Source organism: Fulvimarina uroteuthidis, assembly GCF_034321785.1.
In the GTDB taxonomy this organism is placed as follows: Bacteria; Pseudomonadota; Alphaproteobacteria; order Rhizobiales; family Rhizobiaceae; genus Fulvimarina; species Fulvimarina uroteuthidis.
In genome coordinates this window covers 65,233-86,488 of sequence record NZ_JAXLPB010000001.1, presented here as the reverse complement: position 1 = coordinate 86,488, position 21,256 = coordinate 65,233, and the positions used below count along the sequence as shown (strand labels likewise).

At 65.6% G+C, this 21,256-nt stretch carries 16 protein-coding genes; 12 read left to right on the top strand and 4 right to left on the bottom strand.

Going from position 1 to position 21,256, the window contains the following annotated elements:
• Positions 1 to 4 precede the first annotated feature (4 nt).
• The 3 genes from U0C82_RS00370 to U0C82_RS00360 are packed head-to-tail and all read right to left on the bottom strand — an operon-like array spanning position 5 to position 2,092.
• Positions 5 to 424, bottom strand: a complete 420-nt coding sequence (locus U0C82_RS00370; RefSeq protein WP_322184754.1) for a Fur family transcriptional regulator — start codon at positions 422 to 424, stop codon at positions 5 to 7.
• The gene (locus U0C82_RS00365) at positions 421 to 1,251 is read right to left on the bottom strand and encodes a metal ABC transporter permease (protein WP_322184752.1); all 831 of its coding nucleotides are present in this window, start codon (positions 1,249 to 1,251) and stop codon (positions 421 to 423) included. The genes U0C82_RS00370 and U0C82_RS00365 overlap by 4 nt, the downstream gene beginning before the upstream one ends.
• Positions 1,241 to 2,092 (bottom strand): ATP-binding cassette domain-containing protein, encoded by an 852-nt coding sequence (locus tag U0C82_RS00360; protein WP_322185950.1) that lies wholly within the window; start codon positions 2,090 to 2,092, stop codon positions 1,241 to 1,243. Before U0C82_RS00360 ends, U0C82_RS00365 begins: the two co-directional genes overlap by 11 nt.
• Before the next feature lie 226 nt (positions 2,093 to 2,318).
• On the opposite strand from U0C82_RS00360, the gene U0C82_RS00355 reads away from it, so the two are divergent.
• The 11 genes from U0C82_RS00355 to fdxA all read left to right on the top strand — a co-directional run bounded on the left by U0C82_RS00355 (position 2,319) and on the right by fdxA (position 19,422).
• On the top strand, positions 2,319 to 3,389 hold the full coding sequence (locus U0C82_RS00355; protein WP_322184750.1) for a zinc ABC transporter substrate-binding protein: 1,071 nt from the start codon (positions 2,319 to 2,321) through the stop codon (positions 3,387 to 3,389).
• A 166-nt stretch (positions 3,390 to 3,555) separates the two neighbouring features.
• Positions 3,556 to 4,359, top strand: a complete 804-nt coding sequence (locus tag U0C82_RS00350; protein ID WP_322184748.1) for an EAL domain-containing protein — start codon at positions 3,556 to 3,558, stop codon at positions 4,357 to 4,359.
• A 181-nt stretch (positions 4,360 to 4,540) separates the two neighbouring features.
• Positions 4,541 to 5,488 (top strand): calcium/sodium antiporter, encoded by a 948-nt coding sequence (locus U0C82_RS00345; protein ID WP_322184746.1) that lies wholly within the window; start codon positions 4,541 to 4,543, stop codon positions 5,486 to 5,488.
• Between the two features lie 110 nt (positions 5,489 to 5,598).
• Positions 5,599 to 7,068, top strand: a complete 1,470-nt coding sequence (xylB, locus tag U0C82_RS00340) for a xylulokinase (protein ID WP_322184744.1) — start codon at positions 5,599 to 5,601, stop codon at positions 7,066 to 7,068.
• A gap of 389 nt (positions 7,069 to 7,457) precedes the next feature.
• Entirely contained in the window at positions 7,458 to 9,728 is a 2,271-nt protein-coding gene (locus tag U0C82_RS00335) for an acyl-CoA dehydrogenase (protein WP_322184742.1), read from the top strand.
• Positions 9,728 to 11,011: an acetyl-CoA C-acetyltransferase gene (locus U0C82_RS00330; RefSeq protein ID WP_322184740.1), complete on the top strand. Its 1,284-nt coding sequence runs from the start codon at positions 9,728 to 9,730 to the stop codon at positions 11,009 to 11,011. Before U0C82_RS00335 ends, U0C82_RS00330 begins: the two co-directional genes overlap by 1 nt.
• A 136-nt stretch (positions 11,012 to 11,147) precedes the next feature.
• Positions 11,148 to 13,247: a 3-hydroxyacyl-CoA dehydrogenase NAD-binding domain-containing protein gene (locus U0C82_RS00325; protein WP_322184738.1), complete on the top strand. Its 2,100-nt coding sequence runs from the start codon at positions 11,148 to 11,150 to the stop codon at positions 13,245 to 13,247.
• A 98-nt stretch (positions 13,248 to 13,345) separates the two neighbouring features.
• Complete coding sequence (locus U0C82_RS00320) at positions 13,346 to 14,977, top strand: long-chain-fatty-acid--CoA ligase (protein WP_322184736.1); 1,632 nt, start codon at positions 13,346 to 13,348, stop codon at positions 14,975 to 14,977.
• 99 nt (positions 14,978 to 15,076) lie between these two features.
• The gene (locus U0C82_RS00315; RefSeq protein ID WP_322184734.1) at positions 15,077 to 18,427 is read left to right on the top strand and encodes a helicase-related protein; all 3,351 of its coding nucleotides are present in this window, start codon (positions 15,077 to 15,079) and stop codon (positions 18,425 to 18,427) included.
• Positions 18,417 to 18,893 (top strand): RNA-binding S4 domain-containing protein, encoded by a 477-nt coding sequence (locus U0C82_RS00310; RefSeq protein WP_322184732.1) that lies wholly within the window; start codon positions 18,417 to 18,419, stop codon positions 18,891 to 18,893. The genes U0C82_RS00315 and U0C82_RS00310 overlap by 11 nt, the downstream gene beginning before the upstream one ends.
• Positions 18,894 to 19,083: 190 nt before the next feature.
• The gene (gene fdxA / locus U0C82_RS00305) at positions 19,084 to 19,422 is read left to right on the top strand and encodes a ferredoxin FdxA (protein ID WP_322185949.1); all 339 of its coding nucleotides are present in this window, start codon (positions 19,084 to 19,086) and stop codon (positions 19,420 to 19,422) included.
• Between the two features lie 68 nt (positions 19,423 to 19,490).
• Here the strand turns inward: fdxA and U0C82_RS00300 are convergent, their stop codons facing one another.
• Positions 19,491 to 20,249, bottom strand: coding sequence for a L,D-transpeptidase (locus U0C82_RS00300; protein WP_322184730.1), 759 nt, complete (start codon positions 20,247 to 20,249; stop codon positions 19,491 to 19,493).
• A 103-nt stretch (positions 20,250 to 20,352) separates the two neighbouring features.
• Between U0C82_RS00300 and U0C82_RS00295 the strand changes: the two genes are divergently transcribed.
• Positions 20,353 to 21,255, top strand: coding sequence for a LysR family transcriptional regulator (locus U0C82_RS00295; protein WP_322184728.1), 903 nt, complete (start codon positions 20,353 to 20,355; stop codon positions 21,253 to 21,255).
• Position 21,256 lies beyond the last annotated feature (1 nt).

Sequence of the window (21,256 nt, the reverse complement as noted above, 5' to 3'; positions counted from 1 at the left end):
AGCGTCACGCCGCGTTGCAGATCGAACACATGCCGATCAGCTCGATATTGGCGCGGCGCACGGCAAAGCCCTTGGCCTCGCCCCGTCGGGTGAGATCGTCCGACAGGTCTTCGTCCTCGAACTCCGCGACGCTTCCGCAGGTCTCGCAGATCAGGAAGCCGGTGGCGGAATGATCGCTGCATCCGCCGTGGCTGCAGGCGACGAACGCATTCAGGCTCTCCAGACGGTGGGCACTGCCGATGGCGACCAGCTTGTCGAGTGCCCGGTAGACCTGAAGCGGCGCCTTCAGCCCTTCGGCGCGCAGCCGGTCGAGAATCGCGTAGGCGCTCATCGGGCGCTCGGCGCCCCGCAATTCGCCGAGAACCAGGGACTGGTTGCGTGTCAGCTTCTGGATGGGCGCATGGGCGTGGCGATCGTCGCTCATCGGGACGCGTCCTTCATGTCGGCGGGTGGCGGGGCGTTGCGGTTCGCGGGAAATTTCAATTGGGAGCCGATGAACAGGATCAGCGCCGCCACGACGATCGAAGGTCCGGACGGCGTGTCGAAGCTGAGGGATCCGTAAAGCCCGAGAATGACGGCCAAGGCGCCGATCAGCGCCGCCAGGACGGCCATCATCTCCGGGTTCGGCGCGAAACGGCGCGCGGTCGCCGCGGGAATGAGGAGCAGTGCCGTGACGAGAAGCGCGCCGACGATCTTCAGCGCCATGGCGACGACGCCAGCCATCAGGACGATGAAGACGAGTTCGGTCCTGCGCGGCGACAGACCTTCCCCGCTGGCGATCTCCTCGCTGACGGTCGCCGCGAAGAAGGGGCGCCAGATGAGGGCGAGAACGGCGAGCACGGCGGCGCCCCCCAACCATATCTGCAGGATATCGAGACGGGAGACGGCCAGAATGTCGCCGAACAGATAGCCCATCAGATCGATTCGGACGCTTGCCATGAAGGACAAAGCGACGAGCCCGATGGCGAGCGCCGAGTGGGACAGAAGGCCGAGCAGCGTGTCGGAGGCGATCGAGCCGGAGCGGCGCAAGGCGAGCAGCGACAAAGCGACGAGCAGCGAGACCGCGAACACGGCGATCGTCACGTTCGCCTCGAACAGGAAGGCGAGCGCCACGCCGAGAAGCGCCGCGTGGGAGAGGGTGTCGCCGAAATAGGCGAGACGCCGCCACACGACGAAACAGCCGAGCGGCCCCGCCACGAGCGCGACGCCGATGCCGGCGACGAGCGCGCGCGTGAAGAAATCATCGAGCATGGCCGGTCTCCTCGCGGGCGCCGACGCGCGTCTCGCCGGTCGCGCCAGTCCCGTGCGCATGGGCATGGGCGGGCGCGCCGGGCTCATGCGAGAGGGTGTGGACGCCGCGACGATGGTCGTGGCCGCAAGCGTCGACGCCGCCATGCGCCGCCGCGGGCGCCTGTTCTTCGTTCCCGTAGGCGATCTGTCCGTCCGGCAGATGGACGTGGTCGTGATCGTGCTCGTAGACCGCCAGTGCCTCGGCGGCCCGCGCCCCGAAGAGCGACCGGTATTCCGGCATGGCGGCAACCGCCCGCGGCGCGCCATGGCAGCAGACATGGCCGTTGAGGCACAGCACGCGGTCCGTGGCGGCCATGACGAGGTGGAGATCATGGCTGACCAGCAGCACCGCGCAGCCGATCTCGGTGCGGATCGCCTGGATCAGTTCGTAGAGCGCGACCTCGCCGCCGAGATCGACGCCCTGTACGGGCTCGTCCAGCACCAGGAGATCCGGCTTGCGGGCGATGGCGCGCGCCAGTGCCACACGCTGGAACTCGCCGCCCGAAAGATTGCCGGCCTGCGTCCTCGACAGGTGCGAGACGCCGGTGCGCGCGAGCGCCTCTGCGATCTCGTCCCCGGTCAGGCGCTGGGTCAGCCGCATGAACCGCTCGACGGTGAGGGGGAGCGTCCTGTCGATGGCGAACTTCTGCGGCACGTAGCCGACGCGTAGCGATGCCTTGCGTTCGGCGCTGCCTTCGTCCGGCGCCAGGATGCCGAGCGCCATCTTGACCGTCGTCGACTTGCCGGCCCCGTTCGGGCCGATCAGCGTGACGATCTCGCGCGGCGCCACGTCGAGGTCCATGCCGCGCAGAAGCCAGCGTCCCGAGCGGTAGACGCCGGCACCACGGAGCGACACGAGTGGAGCGTCGCCTTCCCCGAATGTCTGCGTCGGCAGGGGGTGCGGCGTCCTCGAGGGGCTGTGAGATCCGAATTTCATCATGGGGCTTGGCTTTATGGATGTTACATTATAACAGTCTTGTCGTGTAACATTATAACATGCAACTCGCCCTGTCGCGGAGAATCGAACGATGCCGAACCTTGTTTTCTCAACTCGCTACACGTTGAAGCTCGTCACCCTTGCATTGCTGGCGTCCGGCGTCTCGGTCGCGGCGCAGGCTGCGCCCAAGATCGTCGCGTCGATCAAGCCGATCCATTCCCTGGTCGCTGGCGTCATGGACGGGGTCGGCGAGCCCGAACTCATCGTCGAGGGTGCCGGGTCGCCCCACGCCTATGCGATGCGCCCCACCCAGGCCGCCATGCTTCAGGATGCCGACCTCGTCTTCTGGGTGGGTCCGATCCTCGAGACATTCCTCGCGCGGCCGATCGAAACACTCGGCGCCGGTGCATCCGTGCCGTTGATGGAGGCCGCGCTGGAAAGCCATGGGGATGGCGGCGCGCATGCTGGCCACGAGGAAAGCGAGAAGCACGGCGCCGACCGGCACGCGCACGAAGGCGAAGCGGGCGCTTCCTCGGGCGAGCATGCGCACGAAGCAGCGGGCCATGCCCACGAAAACGAACACGAACACGAGCACGAACACGGCACCGAAGCCGAAGCGGCGCACGGGCATTCGCACGAGGGCGGCGATCCGCATGTGTGGCTCAACCCGGACGAGGCGGCGAGCATGGTCCACCGGATCGAGGAAGCGCTCTCGAAAGCGGATCCGGAGAATGCCGCGACCTACGCCGCCAACGCCGAAGCCCTGGAACTGCGTCTCGCGGCGCTGGAAGGTGAGATCGAGACCGAAATCGAACCGGTGAAGGACGCCCATTTCGTGGTCTTCCACGATGCCTACACCCATTTTTCCGAGCGATTCGGAATCACGCCCGACGCGTCCGTCACGGTGAGCCCCGACCGCACGCCGAGCGCTGCCCATGTGGCGGAGGTGAGGGAGACCATCGAGAGGACGAAGGCGACCTGCGTCTTTGCCGAGCCCCAGTTCGAGCCGAAGCTCGTCGATGTTCTGATCGAGGGCACGAGCGCCCGCGCAGGGACGCTCGACCCGCTCGGCGCAACCCTGGCCGACGGGCCGGACCTCTACTTCGAACTGATGCGCAATCTCGCGACATCGCTGAAGGACTGTCTGTCCGCGCAGAGCTGAGGATTGCCGCCGAGCTTCGATCCTCCGGGAGCGTTGCTCCCGGGGGGCAGGGTTTCGAGCCGGTTCGCATGTTGGAAAACAGTGTTTCAACCGGCGGCGTTAAGGATCCGGCAAGGAAATCGCTTCAGTGTGATCGCTACCTTAAGACGCAGTTCGAGAACCTGACATGTCAAAAACCAGTTGTGTAGGCTGCCGGACGTCGAAGCCGCTGGGTTTTGCGTTCTCGATGGCGTTCCAACCGATCGTCGACATCGTCGGCGAGCGGGTCTGGGGTTACGAGGCGCTGGTGCGGGGTCTTGCGGGCGAGGGGGCATGGTCGATCCTCTCCCAGGTGACCGAGGAACAGCGATACCGCTTCGACCAGGCCTGCCGCACCAAGGCGATCGAACTGGCCGCCGGTCTGTTCGATCGCGAGGGAACCCGGCTGTCGATCAATTTCCTGCCCAACGCGATCTACGATCCCGCGACATGCCTGCGCGGCACGCTCGCGGCGGCGCGCAAGAACCGGTTGCCGCTGACCTCGATCATGTTCGAGTTCACCGAAGGCGAGCAGGTCGTCGACGTGGCGCATCTGCACCGGATCATCGAGGAATATCGGCGCGTCGGCTTCATCACGGCCCTCGACGATTTCGGCGCGGGCTATGCCGGGCTCGGGCTTCTCGCCGACTTCCAGCCCGATCTCATCAAGATCGACATGCATCTCGTGCGGAACATCGACGCCTCGCCGGCACGCCGATCGATCGTCGCGGCGATTCTCATGGTCGCCAGGCAGCTCGACATCATGGTGCTGGCCGAAGGCATCGAGACCGAGGCGGAGTTGCGCGAACTGCGCAGCGCGGGCGTCCGGCTGATGCAAGGCTACTATTTCGCCAAGCCCGCGTTCGAGGCGCTTCCATCGGTCGACCGCGCGACATTCGAAGCGCACCGGATCGATGGCGCCGCCGACGTCGGCATGATCGCAGCCGAATAGGCACGCCGTCCCAGCAGGGGTACGGCGGTCGCCGACCCGTCGCCGAGAATGCCGCAAAGCCGGGCCTTTTTCGCTCAGATTCCGCCGAATGGCTTCTACCAAACGCGCCCCTGCGGGCCCATGTCGGGAGCCTGGGGGGCGTTGATGCGCCCGAACGAAACGAGCGAAGGGACGAAGCCGTATGGGACTTGTGTGGGATCTGGCGTTTCTGGCGGTGGGGCTCGTCCTGCTGTTCATCGGCGGCGAAGGCCTCGTAAAGGGCGCCACTTCGATCGCGATACGCTTCGGACTGTCCCGGCTGATCGTCGGGCTCGTCATCGTCGGATTCGGCACCAGCGCCCCTGAACTGCTCGTGTCCATCCAGGCAGCGCTCGCCGGTTCGCCCGATATCGCCATCGGCAACGTCGTCGGCTCCAACATCGCCAACATTCTTCTTATCCTGGGCGTGGCCGCCGTCATCGCACCGATCGCCAACACGGACACGTCGATTCGGCGCGATCTCGTCGTCATGGTCGCGGCGTCCCTTCTGATCGGCGCGCTCTTCCTGTTCGGCACGATCGACCGGGTCATGGGCATCGGCCTGTTTGCGGCGCTCGGCGTCTACCTCGTCGTCAGCTACGGTCTGGAACGCCGGCGCAGGAAGGCCGTGCAGGTCGAGCTTCGGGAGGAGGCGCCTGGCCTTGCGCCGCTTCCCGCCGGCCTCTTCGTCGTCGCGGGCATCGTCATGCTGGTTCTCGGCGCCCGATTCATGGTGGACGGCGCGACGGGAATTGCCCGCGATCTCGGCATTTCGGAAGCCGTCATCGGCCTGACGATCGTCGCCATCGGCACCTCCCTGCCGGAGCTTGCGACCGCGATCGTCGCCGCGCGCAAACGAGAGGCCGAAGTGGTGCTCGCCAACGTCGTCGGCTCGAACATCTTCAACATTCTCTGCATTCTCGGCATCACCGCGATCATCAGCCCGATTCCGGTGGCGGACCGGTTCGCGAGCGTCGACGGGCCGATCATGATCGCGGTCGCCGCTGCCGCCGCCCTCTACCTGTACAGGGTGACCATTGTCGGACGCGGCGTCGGCGCCGCGCTGCTGTTGGCCTATGCGGGCTACGTCGCCGTCCAGAACACGGTCTGAACGGGCGACGGGCAGGCGGATCGGGTAAGGCGAAGACTTGCCGAAACCAGGCTTTCGGCTACACGATGGCAGGCGATTCTGCGCCCGTTCACAACAGCCGGACCCACCCCATGCCCGTTACCCTTGGCCTCGATCTCGGTACGTCCTCCCTCAAGGCGCTCATCGTCGGGGAGGACGGCCTGCCGCTGGCCTCGGCGAGCGAGAGCCTCTCCGTCGAGCGGCCGGCCTTCGGCTGGTCCGAGCAGAATCCCGAAAGCTGGATCGTCGCCTGCGAGGCGGTGCTCGCGAGGCTCGGAGCCGAGCATGGCGAGGCGCTCGCCGCGGTCGAGGGCATCGGCCTGTCCGGCCATATGCACGGCGCGACCCTGATCGGCGCGGACGAGGGACCGCTTCGGCCCTGCATCCTGTGGAACGACACGCGGGCCGCCCGGCAGGCCGCATCGCTCGACGATGCGCAGGCCCGGCGGATCACGGGCAATATCGTCTTTCCCGGCTTCACCGCTCCGAAGCTCGACTGGGTGCGTGCCAACGAACCCGAGATTTTCGACAAGGTGTCCGCCGTGCTCCTGCCGAAGGACTATCTGAGGCTATGGCTCACCGGCGAGAAGGTTTCCGACATGTCGGACGCCGCCGGGACCGCCTGGCTCGACACCGGCGCGCGCGACTGGTCGGACAGGATGCTGGACCGCACGCATCTGTCGCGCTCGCACATGCCGCGCCTCGTCGAAGGCACCGAGGCCTCGGGAACGTTGCGCGCCGGCCTCGCCGAACGGTTCGGCCTTCGAAAGGGCGTGACCGTCGCCGGTGGCGCCGGGGACAATGCCGCCTCCGCCTGCGGGGTCGGCGTCTCGGAGCCCGGCAGCGGGTTTCTTTCGCTCGGCACGTCCGGCGTCCTGTTCACGCCGTCCGCCGGCTATCATCCCGCCGCCGATACGGCGATCCACACCTTTTGCCACGCCATCCCCGGTCTGTGGCACCAGATGGGCGTGACCCTGTCTGCCGCCGGGTCGATCGAATGGCTCTCCGGCCTGCTGCAGGAAAAACCCGCCGCCCTCACAGGCGCCCTCGGCGACACGGTTGCCGAGCCCGGACGGCTGCTCTTCCTTCCCTACCTGTCCGGCGAGCGGACACCGCACAACGATGCCGACATCAGGGGCGTGTTCGTCGGTCTCGAAGCCGGGACGAGCCGCGCGGACATGACCCGCGCGGTGATGGAAGGGGTGGCCTTCTCGATGCGCGATTGCCTGGAAGCAGGTGCCGCATCGTCTCGGGCCACCCGCCTCGTCGCGGTGGGGGCCGGCGCACGCTCCGCCTACTGGCTGCAACTGATGGCGACGGTGCTCGAGACCGAGATCGTCCTGCCCGAGGCCGGCGACTTCGGGGCCGCGCTGGGCGCCGCCCGTCTCGGCCGGTGCGCGGCGACCGGCGAGGCGGCCGCGAGCGTCATGACCATGCCGCCGATCGCGCGCACGTTCGAACCTTCATCGTCGCAGGTGGAAGCGTTCGAGGATGCCTATCGCCGGTACCGTGCGCTCTATCCGGCCCTTGCCGCACTGACAAAGCCGACCGCGGCCGCTTAGAGCATCGTGCGTCTGTCCAGGCGGACGATGCTCTAGCAATCCGCGGGATTTCTCGCGTCAGGCTTTCCGAAAATCGATTTCGATTTAAGGCCGAAGCACTGCTCGCTCCGGATCGGGCCCTCGCCTTGCCCGGAGCGCATTGCCCCGGCTTTCCACCGTAGGCTGCGCCGTCCGACCGATCGATCCGCGAAGCGACATCGCGTCGCCGCTTCCCCCCTTCACTTTCCTCTTCCGTTTACGTAAGGTGTAGCCATACCGTCGCGACCATTGTGACGGACCCGAGATCGCGAGATTTTCGGGTCCGCTCGTCATGGATGGTCTGGAAACCAATTCGAATCGCCTACGTTAACCAAGGGTGGACGGGGCGAGGCAATGAGGAGCGCAAAACAATGTCCTGGCGAGCCGAAAAACTGACCCGTCCCATCTTCAAATGGGCCAAGGGCGTGATGCCTGCGATCTCGGAAACCGAGCGCGAGGCGATCAATGCGGGAACCGTCTGGTTCGACCGCGAACTGTTCACCGGCAATCCCGACTGGCAGAGCCTCGTCGACATGCCGCCCGCCCGCCTGACGGCGGAGGAGCAGGCCTTTCTCGATGGTCCCACCACCGAACTCTGCAAGATGATCGACGACTGGCAGATCATCAACAAGGACCATGATCTCGCGCCCGAGGCATGGGCCTTCATGCGCGAGAAGAAGTTCTTCGGCATGATCATTCCGAAGCAGTATGGCGGGCTCGGTTTCTCGAACACCGCCCATTCGGAGGTCGTGCGCAAGATCTCGTCCTGCTCGGTCGCGGCGGGCGTGACGGTCATGGTCCCGAACTCTCTGGGACCCGGCGAGCTCATGCTGCATTTCGGCACCGACGCCCAGCGTGACTATTGGATGCCGCGCCTTGCGGACGGGCGGGAAATTCCGTGTTTCGGCCTGACATCGCCGGAAGCCGGCTCCGATGCCGCCGCCATGACCGATGTCGGCGTCGTGGAATATGGCGAGCACGAGGGCGAGCGGGTTCTGGGCATCCGCCTCAACTTCGAGAAGCGCTACATCACCCTCGCACCGGTGGCGACCGTCATGGGTCTCGCCTTCAAGATGCGCGACCCCGAGAACCATCTCGGTCGCGGCGAGAATCTCGGCATCACGGTCGCGCTGATCCCGACCTCGACCAAGGGCGTCGACCAGAGCGAGCGCCACGTGCCGCTCAACACCTATTTCCAGAATGGTCCTCTCTACGGCAAGGATGTGTTCATCCCGATGGATTGGATCCTCGGCGGTGAGAAGCAGATCGGCCAGGGCTGGACGATGCTGATGACGGCGCTCGCCGCCGGTCGCGGCATCTCGTTGCCGTCGCAGTCGAGCGCGTCCACGGCGCTCTGCGCCCGGACCGCCGGTGCCTATTCGCGCGTGCGCACCCAGTTCAACGTGCCGATCGGCATGTTCGAGGGCATTCAGGAGCCGCTCGCCGACATCGCCGGCAACGCCTATCTTGTCGATGCGGCGCGCCGCCTGACGGTCGCCGCGCTCGACGAGGGCCACAAGCCGTCCGTCATTTCGGCGATCATGAAATCCAACGCCACCTATCGCATGCGCGAATCGATCGAGCGCGGCATGGATATTCTGGGCGGCAAGGCGATCATCGAGGGGCCGTCGAACTATCTGGCGGCGGCCTATCGCGGCGTCCCCATCGCCATCACCGTCGAGGGCGCGAACATCCTGACGCGCAGCCTGATGATCTTCGGCCAGGGCGCGATCCGCGCGCACCCCTACATGTTGACGGAGCTTCTGGCGCTTTCCGACGAGGATCAGACACGTGGTCTGAAGGATTTCGACAAGGCGTTCTGGAGCCATGTCGGCCATTCGGCCAAGAACGTGTTCCGGGCCTTCCTGCGCGGTTGGACCGGCGGTCTCGCTGCGCCGGCGCCGAAGGCTGCGCTCACCAGTCACTGGCGGCAATTGTCGCGGCTTTCGTCGGCCTTCGCCATGTTGTCGGATCTCTCGTTGCTGACGCTGGGTGGCAGCCTGAAGCGCCGCGAGATGATTTCGGGCCGCCTCGGCGACATTCTGTCCGAACTCTATCTGCTCTCGGCGAGCCTCAAGCGCTTCGAGGACGAAGGTCGGCCCGAGGCGGACAAGCCGATCATCGAGTTCATCATGCAGAACGGCATCAACCGCATGTCGCTCGCCTTCAACGGCGTTCTCGACAACATGCCGGCCCGCTGGGCCGCAGCGTTCACGCGCTTCGTCGCGTTCCCGCTCGGGGTCCCCTATCAGGCGCCGTCCGACGAACTCGTCCGCGAGGTCGCCGATATCCTGATGCGTCCCTCGTCCCAGCGCGATCGCCTGACGCCGGATCTCTATCTCGGCGAAGGCCGCGACAACCACCCGCTGCAGGACCTCGAGCGGGCCTTCCAGCTTGCCGTCGAAGTCGAGCCGATCGAGAAGAAGATGCGCCAGGCCAAGGTTCGCGACAGCGAGGTCGCGCGCGACCAGGGCGTGATCACGACCGAGGAGTTCGACACGCTGTCGAATTATCTCGCCGCCAAGCGCAAGGTCGTCATGGTCGATTCGTTCAAGCTGTCCGAGATCTCGCACCTGACGGCCGAGGACGCGCGCGGCTCGAACCAGCAAACCCCTGAAACCCATCGTGAGGCTGCCGAATAATGCCGAAACCGGTCTTCATCGTCGACGGTGCCCGTACGCCTTTCATCAAGGCGCGCGGCAAGCCGGGTCCGTTCACGCCCGTGGATCTTGCGGTCCAGTGCGGGCGGCCCCTGCTGATGCGCCAGCCGTTTCCGGAGACCGCGATCGATCTCGTCATTCTGGGTTGCGTCAACGTGATCGCCGACGAGATGAACCCGGCGCGCGTCGCGTCCCTGAGGCTCGGTCTGTCCGACGAGACGCCGGCCTTTTCGGTGCAGATCAATTGCGGCTCCGGCATGCAGTCGATCGACACCGCGTTCCGCTACATCGAGCGCGGCACGGCGGATATCGTCATGGCGGGCGGCGCGGAGGCGCTCAGCCATTCGCCGCTCGTCCTTAGGCGCGGTGCGGTGGACTGGTTCGCCAGGCTGAACGGCGCCCGGACGACCGGCGACAGGCTGAAGGTCTTCGGCGGGCTCAAACCCGATTTCCTGAAGCCGGTGATCGGGCTCGAGCGCGGACTGACCGATCCGATCACCAATCTCAACATGGGCCAGACCGCCGAGATCCTGGCGCATCTGTTCAACATCACCCGCCGTGACGCCGACACCTACGCCGTCGACAGCCATCTCCGGCTCGCCCAAGCGACCCGGGAAGGCTGGTTCCGGCACGAAATGCTGTCCATGGTGGCGCGCGACGGTTCGGTCTACGATCACGACGACGGCAACCGCCCCAACTCCGACGTCAAGTCCCTCGCCAAGCTGAAGCCGGTCTTCGAGCGACCCTATGGCAAGGTGACCCCCGGCAATTCCTCGCAGATCACCGACGGCGCGTCCTGGGTGATCCTCGCCTCGGAAGAGGCCGTCGAGAAGCACGGGCTGACGCCGTTGGCACGCATCGTCGATTCCGAGTGGGGCGCGCTCGACCCCTCGATCATGGGGCTCGGTCCGGTCGTCTCGACCGCGCCGATCCTGAAGCGCCAGAAAATGGCGGTCGCCGATGTCGATCTGTGGGAAATCAACGAGGCGTTCGCCGCGCAGGTCCTGTCCTGTGTCGAGGCGCTCGACACCCCGGACATCGCCGACACCGTGCTCGGCCTTCACGGCGCAGGGGGCCGGATCGCGCGCGACAATCTGAACGTCGACGGCGGTGCGATCTCGATGGGTCATCCCGTCGGCACCAGCGGCAACCGCATCACGCTGCATCTGGCGAACGCCATGAAGCGCCTCGGCAGGAAGCGCGGCATCGCGACGGAGTGCATCGGCGGCGGGCAGGGCGGCGCCATGCTGCTGGAAGCGGCTTGAGCGCCGGATTTTCGTGACGACCGGACGGCCCTGTGCCGGTCCGGTCGGGCTCCTTTGCGCGGGCGCATCGGTCCAGACGACGGTTTCGTCGGCGATCGTGGCGGGCCGCGACCCCAAACGACGAGAGAGATGACCGATGGGTAGAATGCTTTCCGCACTTGCAGACCGTGCTCTCGAACTCGGGCCCGTACGCCTTGCGGAGCCAGACGGAAACTGGCGCGGAGCGATCGACGAGGATTATGTCTACTGGCTCGCGCTCGATTGCCCGGGAAAGTCGGTCAACACGATCAATCGCGACGTGCTGGCGGAGCTTGCACGACATATCGACCATATCGTCGACCAGAAGCCGGCGGCCGTCGTCATTCGCTCGGCAAAGCCTGCCGGTTTCGCCGCCGGCGCCGACATCAACCAGTTCGTCGGGGCTTCGACCGGCGATATTCGCGGCATGTTGCGGGAAGCCCATCTCATCCTCGACCGGCTGGCGAACGTACAGGCCCGGACGATCGCCGTCATACACGGCCATTGCCTCGGCGGTGGACTGGAACTCGCGCTCGCCTGCGACAAGCGGATCGCCGTATCGGACGCCTCGCTCGGCTTTCCGGAGGTCATGCTCGGCCTGCACCCGGGCCTCGGCGGCACCTACCGCTCCACCATGAAGGCCGATCCGCTGGAGGCCATGACACTGATGCTGACCGGCAAGTCGGTGAGCGCCAGAAAGGCGAAATCCATCGGCCTCGTCGATGCGGTGGTCGAGGAGCGCCATGTGGCAAGCGCGATCGAGGCGGCGCGTCACGACGAGATCGGTTCGGATTCGGGCAGCCTGAAGAGGAGCGCCTTCGGACTGAAGCCCGCCCGCTCGCTGGCCGCCAAACAGATGCGCCGGAAAACGGCGGAGAAGGCGAAGAAGGACGTCTATCCCGCGCCCTACGCGCTGATCGATTTGTGGGAACAGCATGGCGGTTCGGAAAAGGCGATGCAGGAGGCGGAGATCCTCAGCTTCTCCGACCTCGTCGAGACCGAAACCTCACGCAATCTCGTGCGCGTCTTCTTCCTGCGCGAAACCATGCGCGGCCTGCGCCAGGGCAAGTCCGGCATTCGCCATGTGCATGTGATCGGTGCGGGCGCCATGGGCGGCGAGATCGCGGCATGGTCGGCCAAGCAGGGCTTCACGGTCACGCTCGGCGACGTTTCCCTCAAGCCCATGGGCAAGGCGATCAAGGCCGCGTCGAAAATGCTGCAGGCGGTCCTGAAGGACCCGATCAAGGTGCGTGAGGCGCTCGACCGGCTGATCCCGGACACGGACGGGCTCGGCATCGCCCGTGCCGACATCATCATCGAGGCCGTGCCGGAAAAACTGGATCTCAAGCGCAAGATCTATGCGGACGTCGAGGCGAAGATGAAGGAGGGCGCGATTCTCGCGACCAACACGTCGGCCCTGCCGCTGCCGGACCTTGCCGAAGGCCTGTCCGATCCCTCTCGCTTCGTCGGCCTGCATTTCTTCAACCCGGTCTCCCGGATGCAGCTGATCGAGATCGTCAGTCACGACGCGGTCAGCGAGGAGACGACACGGCGGGCGACGAACTTCGCCGTGGAGCTTTCTCGCCTGCCGGCCCCGGTCAAGTCCGCGCCGGGTTTTCTCGTCAACCGCGCGCTGCTTCCCTACATGGCCGAGGCCATGATCCTCATGGACGAGGGCATTCCGAAGGAGCGTATCGACGATCGCGCCGAGCGGTTCGGCATGCCGATGGGCCCGATCGAGCTGAACGATCAGGTGGGTCTCGATGTCGCCTTGGATGTCGCGACGTCGCTGCGCGAACGCCTCGGCGGAAACTTTCCGGAAACGCCCGCCTGGCTGAAGAAGCGCGTCGACGAGGGCAAGCTCGGCCGCAAGACCGGCGAGGGGCTCTATAAGTTCGACGAGAGCGGCAAGCCGATCAAGAAGCCCGTCGAGGCGCTGAAGGACGGGTCGAAGGACGATCCCGACCTGATCGATCGCCTGATCCTGCCCATGCTCAATGCCGTCGTCGCCTGTCTGCGCGAGGGCGTCGTGAAGGACGAGGACGTGGCCGACGGAGCGATGATCTTCGGCACCGGTTTCGCACCCTTCCGCGGCGGCCCGATCCATTATGCCAAGACGCGCGGCGTGGACGAGATCGTCTCGACCATGAACCGTCTCGCCGCAAAGCACGGTCCCCGCTTCACGCCCGACGCAGGGTGGGACCGCCTCAAGGGCTGACGCCCTTGGATCCGGCCCTGCCGTTTCATCGTTTGCCGCAGTGCAGCAAATTGCGCTATGGCACGGATTTGCGATGAAGCGGCAGGGAGTGGTTCGCGATGCAAGGCCTGATGCAGGATCGACAGCTTTCGATTTCCTCCCTCATCGAGCATGCCGCACGGGTGAACGCGGCGACGCCGATCGTCTCACGCCAGATCGACGGTTCGATCCATCGCACGACCTATGCCGAGACCGCGCAGCGCGCCCGCCAGCTTGCCAACGCGCTTCGCCGCATCGGCGTGACGGCGGGCGACCGCATCGGAACGCTCGCCTGGAACACCCATCGCCATCTCGAACTCTATTATGCGATCTCGGGGTCGGGCGCGGTCTGCCACACCATCAATCCGCGCCTCTTCATCGATCAGATTCAGTACATCGTCGATCATGCCGAAGACACGGTGTTGTTCTTCGATCCGACCTTTACGGACCTGGTGGTGGACATTGCGCGGAACTGCGGGTCGGTCCGCACCTTCGTGGCGCTCTGCCGGCGCGAGGAGATGCCGGACGATGCGGGACTTGCCGGCGTCCTTTGCTATGAAGAGCTTCTCGCGGCCGAGGACGACGTCTTCGAATGGCCGGAATTTCCGGAGGAAACGGCCGCCGCGCTCTGCTATACCTCGGGAACGACCGGTCATCCCAAGGGTGTTCTCTACACCCATCGCTCCACGATCCTCCACGCCTATGCCTCGGTGATGCCCGACGCGTTCGGCATTTCCGCCCGCGATTGCGTCATGCCGGCCTCGTCCATGTATCACGCCAATGCGTGGGGACTTCCCTATGCCGCGATGCTGGCCGGCGCGAAGCTGGTCCTGCCCTGCAACCAGCTGGGCGGTGCGGACATCACCGAACTCGTCGTGGCGGAAGCGGTGACGATTTCCTGCGGCGTCCCGACGATCTGGCTGGGTGTCCTGCAATCTCTGGAGGCGGAGGGCCGGACCCTGCCGACGCTGCGCACGCTCGTGGTCAGCGGTTCGGCCTGTCCGGTTTCGCTGATCACGCGGTTTCGTGAGCGCCACGACGTCACGATCGTGCATTTCTGGGGCATGACCGAGCTGAGCCCGCTCGGCACGATCGCTCGCGTCTCGCACGGGGAGGCCACGCTCGATGCGCAGGCGCTCGACGAGATCCGCTCGCGCCAGGGACGGCCGCTCTACGGCGTCGAGATCGAGATCGTCGGAGACGGCGGCGAGACGCTCGCCCACGACGGAACGAGCTTCGGCGACCTCATGGTGCGCGGCTGGTGGGTGGCGGACGGCTATTTCCGGCAGGAGGGGTCTTTCGTGGACGACAAGGGCTGGTTCAAGACCGGCGATGTCGCGACGATCGACGCCGACGGCGTCATGCGCATCACGGACCGTTCGAAGGACGTGATCAAGTCCGGCGGAGAGTGGATCTCGTCCATCGACCTGGAAAACGCCGCGGTCGGTCACCCGGATGTCGCCGAGGCGGCTGTGATCGGCATTCCGCATCCCAAATGGGACGAGCGGCCGCTCCTGGTCGCCGTGATCCGGCCGGGCACGACGCCCGACGCCGCCTCCATCCGCGATTATCTTTCCGCCCACGTCGCCAAATGGCAGCTTCCCGACGACATCGTGTTCGTGGATGAAATTCCGCATACCGCGACCGGCAAGATCCTGAAGACTGAGCTGCGCGAGGCCTATGCGCGGCATTTCCTGACGCGCGAACGCTGACATTCGCGGCCATCGCAACGCGTCGGACCTGTGTGCTAAGGAAGACGCGTGGGCGTGCGCCCCCTGCGCATCGGGCCGCGACTTGTTATATGGGTCGTCATGAACGTTTCAGTCCTTTCGGCACGTGCGAAGGTCAAGACCGACCACTCGCACGTCACTGCGGTTCTCGGACCGACCAACACCGGCAAGACGTTTCTTGCGATCGAACGGATGGTCGCCCATTCGAGCGGCACGATCGGTCTGCCCCTGCGGCTTCTGGCCCGCGAGGTCTATCAGAAGGTCTGCGACCGGGTGGGGGAAGCGAACGTCTCGCTGATCACCGGCGAGGAAAAGATCAAGCCGCCCCATTCGCGCTATTCCGTCTGCACGGTCGAGGCGATGCCGCGCAATCCGGGGACCGCCTTCGTCGCGATCGACGAGGTGCAACTCGCCTCCGATCTCGAGCGCGGCCATGTCTTCACCGACCGCATCCTCAATTGCCGCGGCTATGAGGAGACGCTGCTGCTGGGCGCCTCGACCATGGCGGGCGTGCTCAGCCGCCTTCTGCCGGGCCTGACCATCGTCACGCGTCCCCGCCTGTCCAACCTCGTCTATGCCGGCCAGAAGAAGATCACCCGCCTGCCGCGCCGATCGGCGATCGTCGCCTTCTCGGCGTCGGAAGTCTATGCGATCGCGGAGCTGATCCGGCGCCAGCGCGGCGGTGCGGCCGTGGTCCTGGGCGCGCTGTCGCCGCGCACGCGCAACGCCCAGGTCGAACTATACCAGAACGGCGAGGTCGACTTCCTGGTCGCCACCGACGCCATCGGAATGGGTCTCAATCTCGATGTCGACCATGTCGCCTTCGCGCAGGACTGGAAATATGACGGGTTCCAGTATCGCCAGCTGACGCCCGCCGAATACGGCCAGATCGCGGGGCGGGCGGGCCGGCACCTGCGCGACGGCACGTTCGGGGTGACGGGCCATGTCGATCCTCTGAACGACGATCTCGTCGATGCCCTGCAGGCCCACAGCTTCCAGCCCGTGCCCCTTCTGCAGTGGCGCTCTTCGCGGTTCGACTTCGCGTCCGTCGACGCCTTGAAGGACAGTCTCGACGTCACGCCGACGCAGACGAATCTGTCCAAGGCCTTGCCGGCGGTCGATCGCCGCGCGCTCGAATTTCTGTCCCGCGACGCGGACGTGATGGATCTGGCGCAATCGCCCAAGCAGGTCGAGCTTCTCTGGGAAGCCTGCAAGCTGCCGGACTATCGCCGCATCGCCCCGGCCCAGCATGCGGAGATCATCGCAACGATCTATCGCGACCTTGCCAAGCGCAGCCACGTGGCCGAAGACTATATGGGCAAGCAGGTCGCGCGCGCCGATCGCACCGATGGCGAGATCGATACGCTGTCCCAGCGCATCGCCGAAATCCGGACATGGACCTATATATCCCATCGGCCCGGCTGGTTGGCCGATCCGACACACTGGCGCGAAAAGACGCGAAGCATCGAGGACCGTCTTTCCGACGCCTTGCACGACAGGTTGACGAAACGCTTCGTAGACCGCAGGACAAGCGTATTAATGAAGCGCCTAAGAGAGAACGCATTCATGGAAGCAGAGATCGCGAACGACGGCACCGTTATGGTCGAAGGCCATGCCGTTGGCGAACTCCAGGGATTTCGCTTTACGATCGACACGAGCGCCGAGGGGCAGGACGGCAAGGCCGTCCGCGCCGCCTCGCAAAAGGCGCTCGCTGGCGAATTCGAAAAGCGTGCGGAGCGTTTCGCCAATGCGCCGAACGGCGACTTCGCGATCGGATCGGACGCGATCGTGCGTTGGCTCGGTGCGCCGGTGGCCGCGCTGTCCGGCAGCGACGATCCGCTGAAGCCCAAATTCGTGCTTCTGGCCGACGACCAGTTGAACGGACCGACGCGCGACAAGGTCGCCGCGCGCATCGACCGGTTTCTGGGCTATCAGGTCACGACAGTCCTCAAGCCGCTGATCGACCTGCGCGAAGGCGAAGGGCTCGAGGGCGCCGCCAAGGGCATCGCGTATCGGCTGTACGAGAATTTCGGCCTCGTTCAGCGCCGGGACGTGTCCGACGACATTCGCGGGCTCGATCAGGCCGCACGCGCCGCTCTGCGCCGGCTCGGCGTCCGGTTCGGCGCCTACCACATCTTCGTGCCGCTGCTGGTGAAGCCCGCACCGGCCAATCTGATCACGCTTCTCTGGGCGATCCACAACGATGCGCGCGACCGGCCGGGCTATGGCGACGTTCCGGGCCTTCTGGCGACCGGACGGACCTCGGCCGTCGCCGACCCGACCTATGATCCGAAATTCTACGCGCTGTCGGGCTATCGCCTGCTCGGCCGCCGTGCCGTTCGCGTGGATATTCTCGAGCGGCTCGCCGATCTCATCCGCCCGGCGCTTTCGTGGAAGCCCGGCGAGGGACGGCGCCCTGACGGCGGCTATTCCGGCAATCAGTTCCTGATCACGCCGGGCATGCTGTCGATCCTCGGCGCGACCGCGGACGATATGGAAGAGATCCTGAAGGGCCTCGGCTACCGAGCCGACCCGAAGGACGCGAACACGGTCGAGGTCGAACTCGACCAGTTCGATGCCGACGCCGAAGCGCGGATCGCCGCCGCGCGCGACGCCGATGCCGCCAAGGCGGCGATCGCCGCGTCGAGTGCCGCTCCGGCGCAGGAACCGGCCGGGGGCGAAACCGTGGCCATGGGCACGGATGGCGAGGCCGCAGCCGATGCCGACCCCGCGGACGCGGCGAAGCCGGAAGCGGGTACAGCGCCGACGGATGACGCCTCGTCCGGCGAACCGGCGGCCAAGGCATCGCCTGAGGATGCCGATGCTGGTATCGCGCCGGCCTCGGACGCAAACGAAGGAACGGCGGACGCCCCGGCGACGGACGACGACGGATCGCCCGATAGGGGCGAGGACGCCGATACGGATGTGGCCCCCACGGGCGAGGACCAGACGGGCGGCGAAGCCGGCGCGACCGCAGCACCGGCTGAGGGCGAGACGGCCGGGCAGGATCTTGTCGCCGCTTCGACCGACGAGCCGGAGGAGCCGCGCACCGTTCTCGTCTGGCGTCAGCATCGCGGCGACCGCACGAGCCAGCGCGGCGGTCAGCGCTCGGGCGCACCGCGCGGTCGCCAGGCGCGCGGTGGTCAGGCCCAAGGTGGCGGAACCGAAGGCGGCCAGGCGGAGGGCGGCGAGCAGCAGGATGCACGCGGCCGCCAGAACCGGCCGGGCGGCAAGGGCGGCGGCAAGCGTCGTTTCGACAAGCCGCAGGGCGAGCGAAGCGGTGGCGAGCGCAAGGGCGGCGACCGCCCCGATCACGGCGCCCAGGCCAAGCCCGGCAGCGCACAACCCCAGCGGGAGACCCGTCCGCAGCGCGTCGATCCGGATTCGCCCTTCGCCAAACTCGCGGCACTGAAGGACAAGCTTGGCAAATAAGCGTCGCCCGTTCGTGGAAGAGGCGGAGGTGGTTGCGGCCGCCTCCCAACGCATCGACAAATGGCTGGTGTTCGCACGGATCGTGAAGACGCGCGGGATCGCCCAGCAGCTCGTCGAGACCAGGAAAGTCCGCCTGAACAAGGACAAGATCGACAATCCGGCGCGCAACATCCGCCTCGGTGACGTTCTGACGATCAGCTATTCGAGCCGAGTCCACGTTCTCAAGGTGACCGGTTTTGCCGAACGGCGCGGCTCTCCGGCGGAGGCGCAGGCGCTGTACGAGGATCTGAGCGTTCCCGCGGCCGCCGTCGCGGCAAGCGCGGCGGATGAACCGTCCGCGGAACCGGTGGTCGCCGTCATGGAAGGCGTGTTCGACGATATCGGACGGGGCCGCAGGGACCCGGTCCAGCGCGACAAGGACCGGCGGACGGCGCGCAAGGCCAAGAGCATGCGCGAAACCTGGTAGGACGCAGGCGTCTTGCCCGGACGGCAGACGCGGGAGGGTTGGGCCGCTTTTGCTCCAAAGCCCCGCCGCCGCGACATCGTTTTTCCTTGCAACACTTCAGTACAGCCGATAGTTCGCAAAAACGACGAGGACACCGCGCCGTCCCGTGGACGTGCCGGACGAGAACCGAGACGATTTCGAGGAATTTTACATGACCTATCTGGTGACGGACAATTGCATCAAGTGCAAATACACCGACTGCGTCGAGGTCTGTCCCGTCGATTGTTTCTACGAGGGCGAGAACATGCTCGTCATCCATCCCGACGAGTGCATCGATTGCGGCGTCTGCGAGCCGGAATGCCCGGCGGAGGCGATCAAGCCCGACACCGAGCCGGGTCTCGACAAATGGTTGAAGATCAACACCGAATATGCCGAGAAATGGCCGAACATCACGATCGCCAAGGACAAGCCCGAGGACGCTGAGAAGTTCGACGGCGAGGAAGGCAAGTTCGAGAAGTACTTCTCCCCCGAGCCCGGTTCCGGCGACTGAGGATTCTGCTGGTGAAAAATCCAACGAGGCTCGCTCGAGGCGGCCCTCTTTGGATTTGGCGGCGTTCGTCAGAGGGCGGCGATCTGCTGGCCGATGGGTGATTGATGCACCACGATGCGCGCATGGTATGGAACGCGCTCATAAAGATCGATCACGTCCTGGTTGACAAGCCGCACGCAGCCTGACGAGTTCGCACCGCCAATGGTCCACCATTCGGGGGTCCCGTGCAGACGGTAAAGCGTGTCCTTGCCGTCATGAAATATATAGAGCGCGCGCGCGCCGAGCGGATTGTCGATGCCCGGCGCCATGCCGCCGTTCGCGACGGAATAGATCTCCAGCGACGGCTTGCGCGCGATCATCTCGTCCGGCACCTTCCAGCGCGGCCAATGCTGGCGCCAATGGATGATGCCTTCGCCGCTCCATTCGAACCCGTCGCGACCGATGCCAACGCCGTAGCGCATCGCCATCCCGTCCTCCTCGACGAGATAGAGGAACCTGTTCGGCGTATCGACGATCACCGTTCCCGCGGGCTCGCCCGTGGGGTTCGGAACGCGCTGGCGATAAAAGCGCGGCTGCATCTTCCAGTAGGGGATCGCGGGCAGGGAATGCCCATCGTCCACGACGGCGGCATACCGTGCGTCGAGCTCATTCGTGCGCAGTGCCTCGCGTGGATCGGTCGGCGCGCCCAGGTCTGCCTGTTCAGCGCGCAGCGGTGCCGGGACGAGGTTTCTCGATTGCTGACGTGGAGTCGTGCAGCCGGCCAGTCCTATCGCGGCACCGCCGACGAGAAGGGTGCGACGAGTCAGCGGGCTGGGTGAATGGGTCATGTCGGTCTTCGCGGTGGTGGACGGAACGGGATGACCCAAACTTCGGGGTCTATTATAAACAATGGCAATCGGAGCATGGGTCCTATAACCGTAAGGAATGGCTATGGATGTAACATCCGCGTTGCGGGCCTTCGCGCGCACGATCGAACGGGGTTCGATGACCGGTGCGGCCGACGATCTCGGCGTCAGCCAGCCGGCGATCTCCAAGCATCTTGCCAATCTCGAGCGTCACGTAAAGGCACGTCTGCTCGAGCGCTCACCCCGGCATGTGCGTGCGACGGCCGCAGGCCAGGCGCTCTACGAGGCAACGCGGTCCGGGCTTGCCGCGATCGACGCCGCGATGGAAGGCATCCGGGTCGAGACAGGCGCGATCGAAGGCAGTCTGCGCATACATGCGCAGTCCTGCGTCGGCGGAAAGGTCATCCATCCGATCGTCATGGCCTTCCAGCGTGACCATCCGAATGTCTCGGTCGATCTCGTCCTCGAAAACCGCGCCATCGATCTCGTCTTCGACAATTTCGACATGGCGATCCGATATTCCCGGCCCGAAAATCAGGATGTGGTGGTGCGCAAGATCGGAACCGTCGAGCGGCTGCTGGTCGCAAGTCCGGCCTTTCTGGATGCCGTTGGCGGGATCGACAGTCCCGGTCGTCTGGAAGGCATGAAGCTCGTCACGACCGCCCAGGTCATCTCGCCGCGAAAGATGCTGACCCTCACTCGCAACGGGGTTCATCGCGAAATCCCGGTTCAGCCCTTCCTTCACACCAATGATGCGAATGTCATCCTGAACACGCTTCTCGCCGGCCATGCCTGTGGACCGATCCAGACGCTCTTTGCCGGCGAAGCGCTCAGGGATGGCCGGCTTGTCCGCGTTCTGCCGGATTATGCGGTGAGTTCAGCCGAGATGGTGCTCGCCTATCCGTCCGTGCGGTTCATGAGACCCGTCGTGCGCGCCTTTGCCGACCGGCTGATTGCCGACATCAAATCGATTGACGGTGTCCAATGAG